Annotated in this window: 10 protein-coding genes and 3 tRNA genes; all 13 read right to left on the reverse strand. The window is 42.0% G+C overall.

The window, feature by feature from the left end:
* Positions 1 to 208: 208 nt before the first annotated feature.
* The 13 genes from AAEY87_RS00925 to AAEY87_RS00985 all read right to left on the reverse strand — a co-directional run bounded on the left by AAEY87_RS00925 (position 209) and on the right by AAEY87_RS00985 (position 14704).
* The gene (locus AAEY87_RS00925) at positions 209 to 997 is read right to left on the reverse strand and encodes a ComF family protein (protein ID WP_350655538.1); all 789 of its coding nucleotides are present in this window, start codon (positions 995 to 997) and stop codon (positions 209 to 211) included.
* A gap of 14 nt (positions 998 to 1011) precedes the next feature.
* Positions 1012 to 2481 (reverse strand): phospholipase A, encoded by a 1470-nt coding sequence (locus AAEY87_RS00930; protein ID WP_350655539.1) that lies wholly within the window; start codon positions 2479 to 2481, stop codon positions 1012 to 1014.
* Positions 2482 to 2995: 514 nt separating this feature from the next.
* A complete protein-coding gene (locus AAEY87_RS00935; RefSeq protein WP_350655540.1) occupies positions 2996 to 5197 on the reverse strand; it encodes a cytochrome c biogenesis protein CcdA in 2202 nt (733 codons plus the stop codon).
* Positions 5198 to 5245: 48 nt separating this feature from the next.
* Positions 5246 to 5815, reverse strand: coding sequence for a protein-disulfide reductase DsbD domain-containing protein (locus AAEY87_RS00940; protein WP_350655542.1), 570 nt, complete (start codon positions 5813 to 5815; stop codon positions 5246 to 5248).
* 301 nt (positions 5816 to 6116) lie between these two features.
* Complete coding sequence (gene gspG, locus AAEY87_RS00945; RefSeq protein WP_350655544.1) at positions 6117 to 6629, reverse strand: type II secretion system major pseudopilin GspG; 513 nt, start codon at positions 6627 to 6629, stop codon at positions 6117 to 6119.
* A gap of 390 nt (positions 6630 to 7019) precedes the next feature.
* Positions 7020 to 8222 (reverse strand): type II secretion system inner membrane protein GspF, encoded by a 1203-nt coding sequence (gene gspF, locus AAEY87_RS00950; protein WP_350655546.1) that lies wholly within the window; start codon positions 8220 to 8222, stop codon positions 7020 to 7022.
* A gap of 50 nt (positions 8223 to 8272) precedes the next feature.
* On the reverse strand, positions 8273 to 9265 hold the full coding sequence (locus AAEY87_RS00955) for a hypothetical protein (RefSeq protein WP_350655548.1): 993 nt from the start codon (positions 9263 to 9265) through the stop codon (positions 8273 to 8275).
* Between the two features lie 314 nt (positions 9266 to 9579).
* On the reverse strand, positions 9580 to 10515 hold the full coding sequence (locus AAEY87_RS00960) for an AraC family transcriptional regulator (RefSeq protein ID WP_350655550.1): 936 nt from the start codon (positions 10513 to 10515) through the stop codon (positions 9580 to 9582).
* 642 nt (positions 10516 to 11157) lie between these two features.
* Positions 11158 to 11233 (reverse strand) — tRNA-His (locus AAEY87_RS00965).
* A gap of 38 nt (positions 11234 to 11271) precedes the next feature.
* Positions 11272 to 11348, reverse strand: a tRNA-Arg gene (locus AAEY87_RS00970).
* 93 nt (positions 11349 to 11441) lie between these two features.
* Positions 11442 to 11518 (reverse strand) — tRNA-Pro (locus AAEY87_RS00975).
* A gap of 211 nt (positions 11519 to 11729) precedes the next feature.
* On the reverse strand, positions 11730 to 13232 hold the full coding sequence (locus tag AAEY87_RS00980) for an McrC family protein (protein ID WP_350655552.1): 1503 nt from the start codon (positions 13230 to 13232) through the stop codon (positions 11730 to 11732).
* Positions 13233 to 13252: 20 nt separating this feature from the next.
* Complete coding sequence (locus tag AAEY87_RS00985) at positions 13253 to 14704, reverse strand: McrB family protein (protein ID WP_350655554.1); 1452 nt, start codon at positions 14702 to 14704, stop codon at positions 13253 to 13255.
* Between the last annotated feature and the right edge of the window lie 61 nt (positions 14705 to 14765).

A 14765-nucleotide genomic window follows, 5' to 3' on the forward strand; every position in this document is an offset into this window, starting at 1 on the left:
TCAGAGATTTGTTGCAATATTCATTCCATTGCATTTATTAAACAATATTCAGCGTGTCCCTATAGACGATACGTCTTGTAGAGATTTTTTAATGGCATAAAATATAAGAAGCATGAGAATTGAGAAAAGTTAATGTAACATAGAAACAATACAGTATCATTATTTTACATAAAAATATTTATCGTAGATTATTCATTAACATCAATGGTTATTTGTTATTGCTACCATGTGCAAGTGCATAGGCAGATAGATGATAAGGATAAGAGGCAGGAGCACTGATTTTGTTATGAAGGGAGTTTTGATCATGAAAGGAGGATTCGCCATATAGCGTCCGAGCTAATGCTTGTAGACTTGCACCGGTAGTCGCTACGTCATCGAATAGTAATACGCGTTTGACAGGTGGTAGCTCATTAAGCAAAAAAGCATCGTTCAAGTTAGTTAGGCGTTCTGCACGTGTCAGACCTTGCTGACTGACAGTATGATCGATACGCTGAACACCGCGCCAAATGGGAATATCCCAATGTTTGGATAAATAGGCAGACAGGATGGTCACTGGATCAAAACCGCGCTCAGCTAGGCGACTGGGTGTGGTAGGCATCGGTAAGATTACGCTATTACTGCTATGACAGCCCATTGGTCTTGGTAGCTGGCGTAATACATGTACCAATAGAGGTAATTTGGTCATGTCTTCATGATGTTTAAAAGCGCGAATGGCTTGTCGAACTGGATAGTCGTAATAAGTCGCTGCTTGGACGGGCAAAGAGATGCTTGCGGCAATATCCACATTAAAGACTGCAGGTAGCCACGCTATATTGTCTTGGCAGAGGGGGCACAAAAGACCTGTGCTCAATCGCTGATATATATGGTTATGATGTGAGGGCGCGGTAACGCTAGATACTTGCGATGCGCTACGATGGATATGACATAGCTGACAGCGTAGATTGATATACTCTGCCAGCCATAGGCCAATTTGATATGGAGCTAAGCGCTGCATCATTAGATTGGTTTTTATTAAAACCCTTTCCAATCGTTGAGCACTATCCCAACACCAACAGACGTGTTTTCATGGTTATAATCAATAATTGATTCGCCATAACCTTGGAACAGCTGCACAAAGCCATTTACGTTTTTCGTTAATGGATAAACGTAGTCAATCTGCGCAGCGCCTTTATTAGTGTCAGTGTTATAGCGTAAAGTAGTACTGATACTTTGCTGATTAGGCAGGTCATATAACAAAGTCAAATCACCATGACCCATATAATCTGTGATATCTGGGTTATCATCGCTATCATCATCTTCATTATTTACTCGCGCCCATATACGCGGAATAACTGAGAGCTTGCCCCATTCAGCAGCACCTATTAGATAAGCGCGGTTCCATGAGCGTGATATAGGATCAGACTGACCATTTGAGTGATGCACAGCCCCTACCCCTAACATGCGCAAGCGTCCACCGAATGGTAGGTTGGCTGTCACTGGTTGGGTCAAGAAAATCTCTGGCTGATAGTCGGTCGCACGAAACGCTCTTGAATCGTCTTCGTTATAAACCTGCCAATGCGACTGTTGAGTATAGCCAAACCATAAGTCAGCGCTAGTATCGAACAAATCTTCAGCCACTTTGGTTTTTAGAGATAACTGAAACTTCAATTCTGTATTACGTATATCGTTAGAAGAGTACTCTCTTCCTGGTTCTTCTACATTACTTGACGTTGGGTTAAGATTAGGATCAGCGGTATAAAATATAGGCAGTACATAGTTAGGATTATGTGGTCTTGCCGTCCACGTACCGCGCTCACTGTTTTTATCAAGATCATAGGCTAGACTTAATGGTGTATATCTCTCAATATCTGTTTGAGTGACGCCTGCTTCCTCTAGGATTTGGGCTTCCCCTTTAGTCAATCCGACCGTATCTAAGCTTTCGTTAGAGGTTGACTGACTATTAAGCCCTCCGTTATTACCGTTGGTAGCGGTTTCTTCTTCTGCAAATACTACTTGCGGATTACCTGTTATCGTCGTTCTAAAAGTCTTTGCCAGATCTAGCGGTTGTTTAGTCATTGTATAGCTAGGGACTTGTCCTATTTCTGCTACCTTATCAAAGCAGGCCAAGCGTGCCGCACTAGTCTGTACTTGCGTACATTCAATAAATAGCTCTGATTGCCTTGCAGCATAGTCGCTATTTTTATAATCACTTTCTTTATAAGTGCTTTCTTTGACAGATGCATTAACAGGCTTATTTGAATTTTCGGCTTGCTTGTAGATAGCTTGTGACGCATTCCTATCCTCATATTCTACAGCTGCATCTTTTACAAATATTTCATTATAGACCGGACTGCTATCTGCAGCATGTACCTGCATGGTGAAGCAAGTTAGTGCTATACCGACGGCGAGACTCAAACGGGTTTTAGACCCTACATAAGCGGTAGCTTGGTAAACAGTAATAGGGCTTACGGCCTGACGCTGCGAGATAGTATGAACAAACATAGGTGTCCTTGGTCTTAATTGGCATTATCGCCGACAGATTATCTGAGGTTACTCAAATTATTAAAGTTACTAAAACTAAAGAACAATCATAATATATAGATTACAGTCACTACGTTTTGCTAGTACAACTTTAGTATTGTTGCTTTAGTGTAATAAAGATACGCGCATTATACTAGAATTATCCGTACTTAGTACAATCTTAAATCGCTAACATTGCTCTTTATTAGATTCCCAAACCTACTTCAAAGTAAAAAAACTATCGTTCTAACTTATTGATAATTTAAGCCATTCTTATCAATCAGGCTTTCTGAGTGATACGCCGTTCAATCATGACACTACTCATTAACAAGCTCGCCTCTACAATTTACCAGCCTACATTGCTTAGTATTGGTAACGTACCATGTGACATTTCTGCAATATATATTCAGGTATTTGACAGCTAAAAAAAGAGCCAGCAACTGTGTAATAACAGTATGCTGACTCATATATGATGCTAAGTGTTACTGGTGCTGCGTTACTTATTGAGCATAGTTAATGTCTCTTCAAATTCTGAACGTCCAATTTCACCAACTTGCTGATTCACTAATTGGCTATCTTGATAATATAACAATGCTGGCGGCCCAAATAACTTGTAGCGCGCTAAGATTGCTTTGGAGTCTGCCGAGGTTTCGGTAATATCAAGTCTGACCAGTTGCCAATCTTGCATCTGTGCTGGACGACTACGGAATAAATTTTTGTCCATAATTCGGCATTCGATACACCAATCAGCAGTCACATCAACGATGACCTTGGGATTTTCGGCAATAATTGCATCTAATTGCGCAAGCGTCGTAACGTGCTCATCATTCGCACTACTATTACCAACCGCTTGACCATTAGCCGACTGTAGCATCATCGGTGCAGCACTCAGTGACGCTAACGGATGTAAACTATCATCATTACCTAGTGCCGCGCCAATAATCAAACAAGCTGCCCAAATACCAGTCACTAAACCAAGTGCTTGAGTAAGCATTCGACCACGACCCAGCCAGCTCCATGCCCATGTCGCCACTACCATGAACCATAATGCCCATACTAATAGCATTACAGGGGATACAAACACGCGCTCAACTAATAGCAACGCTACTGCAAATAACAATAAAGCAAAACCTTGCTTGACCCAGTTCATCCACTCGCCAGCCTTTGGTATGATTTTACCTTGAGTTGCACCAATCAAAATCAGCGGCGCTGATAGACCAAAACCAAGCATGAATAAGGCGACAAAACCAAGCAGCGGACTACCGATGGTCGAAACTGCCAGCAATGCGCCAAATAGTGGCGCGGACACACAAGGCGATACGACCAATGCTGATAAAAACCCAGCAACCCAGCTGCCTCCCGTACTACCAAGCTTACTATCGCCCGCTTGACTCAAGCTTTGCATTTTACTACTGATTGCTCGTGGCAGACGAATAGTAAATAAGCCCAGCATATATAGTGCGAGCAATACAAAGATGATGGCAAAGCTAATCAAGATAATTGGGTTTTGTAGCCAGCCAATAATTCCTAATGACTCACCAAATACTGCGATGACTGCGCCCAAAATACCATAGGCAGTCGCAACCCCAATGGCATAACTGGTGGTCAAAATCACGCCTTTTTTGACTGTGGGGTTCTTTTGACGCGCCACAATATTGGCAACGATAGGCAGCATTGGCAGTACGCACGGGGTTAGCGCTAAGCCTAAACCTGCTAAAAATAATAAACCTAATGCCAACCAGGGATGCGATGCTAGCCCAAATGGATCACCATCAACTAAGCTATTAGCATTTATATCATTGCTGTTGACCGTATCGTTATTGACCGTATCACTGCCTATGACGTTAGTATCTGCGCCAGAAATCGTGTTGGTAGCTGCAAGTTCTCCATCTAAAGAACTGTCATCTAGCAAAGCATAATCAATAACCTCGTCGTCTGTCTCCGCTTGCTCTGCTGTAGACGTAAGACTGTCGGCACCAGCTATACCCGTTGTTTCTGCTGTCGTTGCAGCACTCGCAGCTAACTGAGTATTGTCGTTCGTCGCCGAGGCTTTAGTTGTAGAGGCTGTGGCAAGGTTTTGGGCAGAAGTACTGGCGCTACTTGCCGCAGTTTGTTGCGAAGTCGCAGCGATATTGACAGTAGTATTAATCTTCTCAGGTGGGTAACAAAGCCCTGCTTTAGCACAGCCTTGCCAGCCAATAACGACGGCTGCATTATTTACACTTTTGCCACTCTTACTACTTAATACCGTAGTCGCAACCAAGTTAGCTTGATCAAATACTGGCACACGACCAAAGGTTGGATCATCAATTAAGTACGGCGTCTGACTAAAAGTAAATGGCGCAGCAGTCATACCAGCAGGCAAGGCTAATTTTATTTGGTTTTTATAGACATAGTGTTCAGGAGTGATATCAAAGTTAATCGACAACTGCGTCCCTGTAGCGACAGGCTTACTGACACTACCAACCTGAAATGCTTGATCGACTGGCAAAAATTTTGGCTTCGATGAGCTTTTGTTACTACCAAATAAATCACCCAAACTAGCAGCCTGAGCTGTCATGGATGTGGCGGTCAGTCCAGTAGCGACCAATCCAGTCAGCAATGAGCTACTGGTTAAAGCAAATGCCAACAGATAAGACTTTTTGGAACAACGATTTGCAGTTAGCGATGGAGGTTTTTCTGGTGTCTTAATGGACATAAAGGACTGCCTATTTATTACTAATACTTAAATCGACTTAATCGATATTTACTTACGTTTTGCTGCGATATCAACTGTGGTTTTTATTTTCTCTGGCGGATAACATAACCCAGCTTTGGCGCAGCCTTGCCAACCAATCACGAGCGGTGCATTCTTTGCCCCTTTACCATTATTGGTCGTTAGCGTTGTGGTTGCTATCACATTCTTTTGCGTAAATACGGGCACTTTACCAAAGGTTGGATCATCAATTGAGACTGGGGTCTGACTAAAAGTAAACGGGGTTGCACTCACACCCTTAGGGAAACTTAAAGTAAGCTGATTTTTATAGACGTAATGACCTGGCGTGATATCAAAGGTGATGGATAAACGCGTGCCTTTAGATGTCGCATTGGCAATGCTGTCAACTTGAAAGGCTTTATCAACTGGCAAAAACTTTGATTTTGCAGCACTGTTGTTACCAAACAGATCGCCTAGACCTGCAGCCTGAGCACTCATAGAAACCATTGATAATCCCATCATCAATGAGGTGCTCATGATAGCAAGGGCAAACGCATTAGACTTTTTAGAAGTACGTTTGTGTATTGCGACTGTTTTTGTTATTGGCATTTTTATCAACATGAATAATTACCTTTAATTGCTAACGTTTAGAACTAAATCTGACTTTGGCTGATGTATTCTTTTCTGAGACTGGCGTTATATCGATAATGACTTTTAATGCATTAGGAATTGGTTAGGAGATTTTTAGGTCTATTACTATACTTATGAGACTGATGTGACTTATATAAGTGGGACAGTTATGTGGTCATAAAAAAATATCAACCAATAACGCCTTATTGGTTGATAGTTATTATGTTCTAGTTATCCGTTACTAGTAGCTTGTTAATCAGTAGTCTATTAATCAGTATGCTTATCATGATATCTATAGTTGCGCATAGATATCAGCATCTTGACCCTCGCCGCCTTGTTGCCCATCAGCCCCTAAAGAAAATAAATCATAAGGACGACCTTCGCTACCTGGAGAGACGTACTGTAGCTCATTTTCCCAACCATCGGTCGGATAACCACCTTTGATATAACCACCTTCAGGATAATTCTTCGCCTCGGCAGGTGGCGTACTTAACGCCTCTAAACCTTGTGCTGTCGTTGGATAGCGTGAGTTATCTACCTTATACATATCAAGCGTATTGGACACGGTCGACAGTGCCGTTTCTGTCGTTTTAACACGCGCTTTATCGCTTTGTCCTACCACTTTTGGTACAACCAATCCTGCCAAAATAGCTAGGATAACAATCACAACCATAATCTCGATAAGCGTAAAGCCTGACTGGCTAAAGCCAACCTGACGGTGGCGCACTCTTGCTCGACTGCTAATAGCATTTGAATTAACAATAGTAGAGTCGTTGGTATTTAAATGGGATTGTATGCTTTTCATAAAATACTGCTTTGTCGCATTTGTTTGGGTTTTATCAATCATAGTCATCGCTTTTATTATTACGGTTATACACAAATATCAAGACGATTATCACTATAAACTATGATTTTATATTTATCTACCATCGCACTTAGATTATTACTATAGTTACTTGTAGCCAAAGCAGCTACGCTAATAGTTACAAGAGCTACTTGTATTTATGAGAGCCACTATAGCCCAACTGTTTGATGGACGACAGTACATTTCTCTCTCATTCATCAATATACAACAGTAAGAAAAATTTAAGAAACCTACAGTAAGGTTGATATAAATCAAAAGAATAAAAATTAGGAATAAAAAGTGGTATAAAGCAGAAATAAACGAACATAAGAGCACAGAAAACAGCCAGTGCTAACCAGCTAAATCATTCATATTTACAATCGGTAGCATAACCGCCATCACAATAATCATCACCACGACTCCCATCAGTACTAACATCAGAGGCTCTAACAACGATAGCAAAGTGCTAATAAAGTTGGTCGCTTCCGCCTCTTGCATATTGGCAGCGCGGCTGAGCATACTTTCAAGCTCACCTGAGTTTTCACCACTTTTGATCATCTGTACCATCATCGGTGGAAAATAAGGCGTTCTCTCAAGCTGGCTTGACAGACTGGCGCCTTCTGTTACCCGATCTGCAGCGGTAATAATGGTTTGTTTAATATGTAGATTGGTGGTGACCGCAGCGCCAATATGCAGCGCTTCAATTAGTGGTACACCCGAACGTACCAATATCGCAAGCGTACTGGCAAAGCGTGCAGCATTCAGACCTTTAGAGAGCCGTGCCAATATCGGTAATCTAAGCACGATGCTATCAATAGCAAGCTTGCCTGCCTGCGTTTGTGCAAACCGATAAAACAACAGTGCTGTACCCACTAATACCAGTAACATCAGCCACCACCATTGGGTAATGGCATTGGACATCGCAAGCACCACTTGAGTAATCAGTGGTAGTGCCTGCTCAGACTGCTCAAACACTTTGACAATTTTGGGTACGACAAAGCTCATCAGGCCCATAATGACGCTGATTGCCATGACCATCAATACAATGGGATATACCATCGCCCCTTGGATTTTCTTTTGTAAGGCAAAGCGGTTTTCAGTGTAATCGGCCAGCTGATTAAGAATAAGATCAAGGTGACCGGACTTTTCACCAGCAGCGATAGTAGCAATATATAACGGTGGGAAGCTAGCTGCTTGCTGTAGTGCACGGGCAAAGCTTAAACCTTCTAAGACATGGGAGCGTACTGCCAACATCAGAGACTTGATATGAGTTTTGGGTGATTGCTTGGCGACGGCTGCCAGTGTTTCTTCGAGCGGAATACCTGCTGCAAGTAGTACGGACAGCTGGCGAGTCAAGAGTGCCAGCTCGTAAGCAGAGGGTTTTTTGTAGCGACTACGCTGTCGCCCTTGTTGGTCGTTGACTGCATTGACTTCTACTGGCGTCCATTGCTTATCACGGAGTTGCTGGCGTATTTGCCGTGCAGAATCACCTTCGAGTAGCCCCTTTTGGACACCGCCTTGGTCATCAAGCGCTTTATAATGATAAGCAGGCATAGCAGCGAATATCCTAGGGTCATGGATTACAAAAGAAGTCGATAATATATTTAAAAGAGCGGCGTAGAGTCGTTACTCTCAGGCATCATTCCTTGTAATAATAAAACATCTAAATGCTGTTGCTGAAGTTTTTTATCAAAATCATTAACCTCAGCGATAAGCATTTTTTCAATACGTTTATCAGATGCATAGACGCTTAGTCGTGCGCAGATGACGGCGAGCTGGTAGATACGCTTTTTACAATAACTGTCTAAGCCTTGTAGCAAGCGCACCATATAAGGCGTCTCAAGGCTAGCATAGTCATAATCTTCAATGACCTGCTCGCCAAGTGCCGTGACCCCATAGCTAATAGATAAATGCGCACAAAAATAACAGCTGAATAAATAACCAATCACATGACCAATATAATAGCCACGATCATAAGTAAAGCTACTCACCCCAAAATGACCAAGTACATAGCTATTTAGGCTGGCTTGATCGCTAATAGGTTTGGAATGTTTAAGCTTACCGACGGTCGCAAGTCTTAGCGGATTATGACCGTCTTGAGCCGTTAGTTGCCACCCGGCAGGTTGCTGGGCTGGCATATGACGCACAATGTCAGCGATGATATCGTCAACCACGTGCAGTTGCTGCCATAAGCGCTCAATCGTATCAATATCAAGTAGGCCACGCTTATCGAGCTGCTGCGCAAGCTTATACTGCTGATATTCTGCAAACTGTGGCTTTAGGGTCTGTACCAAATACGTAGGACGCGTGCTCGCAGGTGCCAAATAGAGCAGACGTGTACGCTCATGCTGTGCCTGATAAAGTGCCACACGCTGTTCAGCAACGCTAGACTCTGATGTGTCAGCATTTTGAATGGTTTGAATAGAGTTTGCTTCAGAGGGCGGCGTAGTAAAGAGTGCAAGCAAAGCGGCTTTATCAATCGCTAACGAGTTTTGCGTCGACGCTACCTGCTTATAGGTGCTTTTGTCATCGTTAGCGCTATTATCGCCATTTATAGTGGCAGATTGAAAGCTGCTCTCAAAAATCGGTTGGGTCATAAAGTACCATCACCAGCAAAAAATAAACGTTGTCTCAGGCATTCCAACCACATATTAAAGCTATTCATCTAAATGTCATGACTAAATACAACACATAGCCAAATATTATAGTGATTGCGCTTAGACAACTTACTATTATATAGTACCTGAACGCACTTTGATTGTCAGTTTTACTACATCTCTCTATCTAGTCTTTAATCATATCAGTGTTTACAAAACACCATTACAAAATGAGCGCTAAGATTAGAAAACTCTCGTCAAAAAAAGAGCAACAAAGCCCGATTATTGACCTTAATGCTTTACTATAAATGTATCTATGCCATCAACTTACTTTGATACTGCTGACGATACGCGTTTGGTGATACGCCATAAACGCGCTTGAACGCTTGGCTAAAGGTGGAGTCTGATGCATAACCCACCAACTCACTAATCCGACTGATGCTGTTCTGCTGCAAGCGTAAATAACGTGCTGCCAAGCGTAACCGATAATCGATTAAATAAGTCAATGGCGGCATACCGACGATATCTTTAAACCGCTGTGCAAAGCTTGAGCGCGACATACCTGCTACTTCAGCAAGCTTATGAATCGTCCAGTTTCGGCTCGGAGTATCATGCATCGCGACTAACGCTTTGGTTAAATAAGGGTCTCGTAACGCTTGTAACCAGCTATCTGTCGCCTCCGGTAAACCTTCAATGTAAGTGCGCAAACATTCAATCATCATAATACCTGCCCAATGGTTGATGACGGCAGTCTTACCCATACGCTCATGCTCAGACTCTAGTTTTAATAGCTTAACTTCTACATCCATGACGCCAAAACGCCCATCAGATACTTCAGTAAGCTCAGGCAATACCGATGGTAGCACCGATAATAGCGGTTGCATCATCTCTTTCTCGTATTGACATTCGATTAGTATCAAACATGCATTGCTCTCACCATCATCGTTGAGCTCAATAGTATGATCTTCAGAGTTACTAAGCATCTCATCTAAAGGTTTGGCATCATCACCACTATGATTAAGTGCATAGCTAACATGCTTATAGGTATTCGAGATCATGATTGTATCGCCAGCATTTGCTTCTCGTATCTCATTCCCTATATTGATGCAAAAGCTGCCGGATAATACTAAATAAAATAAAACCGTATCTTTTCTATCGATTGAATAAGACCAGTTACCCCTACCATTCAAACGATAATATTTTGTCTCAGACAAATGCACGTTCTGTAATAACATACTAAGTGCGTCCATTAACAACTTCCTCAATAATATATGGTAATTTACGGCAGTTGAGCCGAACTCTGCAAAATAAACCACCTAAGAGACTTTACACAAGAAAAATCGCTTATCGTGGACTGTTATTAAAGTTATACGTACGCTAAGCACATCTTGAACTTAGTTTAGCCAAACAATATGCTTCATATGAACTATAGATATATCCAATATTGACGGCATTAATAGTATTTAATAAATTCAAATTAATAACGCAATTATGGAATCAACATCCTCTTATTAAAAACTATCAAAGAAAACCTAATATATTATTTATAAATACTTAATAATTAATAGCTTACATGAAAAAAAATAGATATATACAGCTAAATAAATTTTAAATTAGTTTAAATACTCAACAGTTCTCGATGAATACTATTCAACGAGCATATTAAGAAAAAATCTAAGAAGAAATTAAGCGTTGATAAACAGTTAACTGCCTTAAGAAAAAAATGAGGATTATCATCAAACAATAGGCGAAATAATATCATTAAGCTATCAAAAAATAGCCCAAAAATAGAAGGGAATGTAAAGATACAAAAAAAGCAGACGAAAAAAAATGCCAACGAGGGCAATTAGTTTGTAAGAAAAGATATAAACAGAAGGGTATCAAATAAAAATTGGGGCGACTGATGGGACTCGAACCCACGACAACCGAGATCACAACCCGGGGCTCTACCAACTGAGCTACAACCGCCATAACTATTGCCAAAAAGGCAAGATTTGCAGGCTAAATGGTGCGCCTGGCAGGATTCGAACCTGCGGCCACCTCCTTAGAAGGGAGATGCTCTATCCAGCTGAGCTACAGGCGCTCTTAGAGGACTTTTACATATTTTGGTAAACTTATAATATCAGAAACTAAACCATTATACATAAAAAAAAGCCTGTAAGGCTCTTAAAATAGATGGTCGGAGTGATAGGATTCGAACCTACGACCCTCTGGTCCCAAACCAGATGCGCTACCAAACTGCGCCACACTCCGAAATTCTCTATTATCACGATAGTTTTGTTAGTTAACTCGTTATTGGCAATGCCACTAACTGGTTAATGTTCCTCGCTATCGAGGTGCACATATTAAGGCTTATAGACCTTTGTGTCAACACCTATTTCTAGTTATTTTAATAAATCTGCATAATTTTAGCTAAGTAATTGTTTTTATTGTTTATACCTCTTTAAGTAAATATTGAGTAACTTTATACAGGCCCTCTATTAAGCGCGCCAGTAGTGACATTAAAGGGCATTAGCCATAATGTCGCCTGCTCTAGGTGTATAGAATTTGCAGACTGCCGCAGTGCGACTGGTCGCCGAGCATCATCTGTGACCGGATAGACGAGCCAAACCTGCTCTGCTTGGTAAGCTTGCGCATAGCTGGTCAGCTGATAAGCATCGTTGGCACTGATGTCGCGTGCATGAGATAGATGCTTCCATTTAATATCGATGACATGACTACAACGACGTGCGTTGTCATCTTTACTCAGATGTGTTTTTTCACTACTCTGATGGGCGGATGAGTCATAAACCAGTAAATCCGGCTGCATAGACAGACAAGTCTGTCCTGTAGGGTCACTAAGCCAAACCCCTCTTTGCTGATGAAATGTCTGATACAGAGGTTGGTTAATACCACCAGACTGATTAAACAGTTCAGCAACGCGCTGGCCTGCCCACTGCTCAAACGCTTGATTCATATTAATCAATAAACATAATTGCAATTGGCTGCTTTGATGGCTGATGCCATTGCCTGCGGGCATGCTTGAATGCTGCATCTGGAGTAGCCAATAAGCTAAATCTAATAGTTTATGCGCAGACTGCAGCTGCAACCTAGTCAACGGCTGTAACCTTATCTGCTGCTTTGCCATCTGATATAGAGAATCCAACCTTTGGCGCTCATAATCACTAAGCGCAGTAATCTGTCGCCAAGACGCCAACTTAGACATGAGTACTGCAGATAGAGATATTGATTGCGAATCATAACCCTGACGTGAGCCTGCCAGCTGCTTAAGAAAAACCAAAGCGCTTTTGATTAGGCGATTGGCGAGCATATCCGTACTTAAATGATTTACTTCACAGGCAAACTTATGAGGCTGATGGCTGTTACGCTTGAGCTGTTCTTTGATGAGCAGCTTACCCTGTAGCATTGTTTGATTATGAATTTGGGTCTGATAATGCTTGGTAGGCTGATAATCGGATAGTAACTGTAAAAACTGCGAGACTAGCCATTGCGATAGTGGCGGCGTTTGTGTAGACAAAGGAGCGAGATGGTGGCTCAATTGTCCTAAGTTTTTTGTATGCGTCAGTTTATTATTTGTGTTAGATCCAGCGGTCAAGTCAGACAACATCAGTTGTACCCACTGACGTGCCTGCATGACTTCATCGTTTTGCGTGAGATTATTTTCCCGCGCTCCTGCAACCGCTTTGGGCAATATCTCAAGCGTGATGCCACTTGGTAGCATAATGACGCCAATATAGTGACCTACTTTAAGCTGCCATTGTCCACGCTGACGCTGAATAGTAAATACCGTAAACTCTTGCGCCAATAACCAAGCAAAATCAGCTACTACAGAAAAGTCGGCTGAAACTAAACGCTGATGTTCGAACACGCTCATAATAGCATTACCCGACGTTTTTAAGTCAGGAAACGATTTTGAGGTGGTATAATCAGCTCTGTTGCCGTTATTGCTCATTAAGACATTATTCATCAAGATACTGTTCATTAAAATCAATACAAACGCTGATAGACATGGGGCTTAGCAAACTCGCCAGTCTGTGCGAGAAGATCTGGATTTATGATATAGCCAGCATTTCCCATCGTTGAGCCTACAAATGCATTTTGACCAGCAAACATAGAGCTTTGATTAGCCATATCTGGCTGTTGATACAGGTTGCTTCGACTATCATGAATAAATTGTACGGCAGTTGGCTGTTGCTCATCATTAAACAAATATTGCAATAAAGCTACTTGTCCGCCAGTCGCTTGAGCCAATTGCGGGATGATTTGCTCCACCAATACTGTTCGCAGCTGTGCCAAATTACTTACCGAAAATAAAAATGCGTGACCCAATTGCGCCTCTTGCCCCAACGTTTGAATGATACGATAGTTTAAGCCCGACAACAGCTTAGCTAAATCTATCGTTTCTGATGACTTATTATCTTCTAAACTTTTAGAGCTGTGGTTAGAAACATTGATAACTTGTAATAACTCAGGCTGTGGGGAACAGTCTATAAAGCGAAAGCGCCGACGTAACGCCATATCGAGCGGTGCTAAAGAGTGGTCTTGCGTATTCATCGTTGCATAAATATCAACATTGGCAGGCACACTAAACGACCTTCCAGAATACGCTAGATTGACTTGCATCGCGTTCGCTTGTCCATTGCGTTTATCCGCCTCGATCAGGCTAAGTAATTCCCCAAATACTCGCGACACGTTGGCGCGGTTAATCTCATCAATCAGCATCGCATAACAATGTTCAGGATCATTGGCGGCGCGTTGACAAAGCTTTAAGAAAGCACCATCTTGGATTTCGTAACGCATTTGGTTACTAACTTCTTGATGGCTGTTTTGAGCACCCTGCCCGCTGTGTTCATTGGCGCTAATAACTGGGCGAATACCTTCGACAAACTCTTCATAGCCATATGCTTGATGAAAGCTGACCATGCTATAGCACTGCTTTTGTACAGCCTGATTTTCTCGTTGTGCCTGTCGAAACTCGGCCAGCTGCTGTGATAATTCTATTAATAGCGACACGCTGTCTGGTAGTAAATGCCATGCCCCGCTTTCGTCTTTATCGAAGTACGCTTGATTTGCGCGGTTTTTATAAGTGACTGTCTTTGAGCTGGCTGGACTATGCATTTGCAGCACCGACCATGCGGTATTGCTTAAGTTTTTCTCACGCTCATTTTGCGCCGCTTTTACGATAAAAAACTCGTGATTGACAACTTCAGGCACCTTTACTAAATCTTTGTGCTGAGCCTTAAAGTCTAAAAAGATTAAGCACACCACATCACGCCAACTAAGCTCATATAATAATTGCGACAATAGCTCGTTACTGTCTATCATCGGCAAATCATAAGTATACTGTTTGGCGATTTGTAGCAATCGATAAGTCTTCCCTGTGCCTGCTACACCGGTGTATATAATATTGGTAGGGCTGTTAATTGATACGTCATTCATAGCTTAACTCAGCGTTCAAAGCGGTTGATAAAGAACCAGATAGGTAAGGTGTACAACGCTC

The sequence above is a fragment of the Psychrobacter sp. S1-30-MNA-CIBAN-0213 genome (genome assembly GCF_040309845.1).
GTDB lineage: Bacteria > Pseudomonadota > Gammaproteobacteria > Pseudomonadales > Moraxellaceae > Psychrobacter.

Excerpts from the sequence above, each read along its gene's own strand:
- AAEY87_RS00925 (WP_350655538.1), bottom strand. The coding sequence starts at position 997 with ATGATGCAGCGCTTAGCTCCATATCAAATTGGCCTATGGCTGGCAGAG.
- AAEY87_RS00930 (WP_350655539.1), bottom strand. The coding sequence starts at position 2,481 with ATGTTTGTTCATACTATCTCGCAGCGTCAGGCCGTAAGCCCTATTACT.
- AAEY87_RS00935 (WP_350655540.1), bottom strand. The coding sequence starts at position 5,197 with ATGTCCATTAAGACACCAGAAAAACCTCCATCGCTAACTGCAAATCGT.
- AAEY87_RS00940 (WP_350655542.1), bottom strand. The coding sequence starts at position 5,815 with ATGTTGATAAAAATGCCAATAACAAAAACAGTCGCAATACACAAACGT.
- gspG (WP_350655544.1), bottom strand. The coding sequence starts at position 6,629 with ATGAAAAGCATACAATCCCATTTAAATACCAACGACTCTACTATTGTT.
- gspF (WP_350655546.1), bottom strand. The coding sequence starts at position 8,222 with ATGCCTGCTTATCATTATAAAGCGCTTGATGACCAAGGCGGTGTCCAA.
- AAEY87_RS00955 (WP_350655548.1), bottom strand. The coding sequence starts at position 9,265 with ATGACCCAACCGATTTTTGAGAGCAGCTTTCAATCTGCCACTATAAAT.
- AAEY87_RS00960 (WP_350655550.1), bottom strand. The coding sequence starts at position 10,515 with ATGGACGCACTTAGTATGTTATTACAGAACGTGCATTTGTCTGAGACA.
- AAEY87_RS00980 (WP_350655552.1), bottom strand. The coding sequence starts at position 13,232 with ATGAATAATGTCTTAATGAGCAATAACGGCAACAGAGCTGATTATACC.
- AAEY87_RS00985 (WP_350655554.1), bottom strand. The coding sequence starts at position 14,704 with ATGAATGACGTATCAATTAACAGCCCTACCAATATTATATACACCGGT.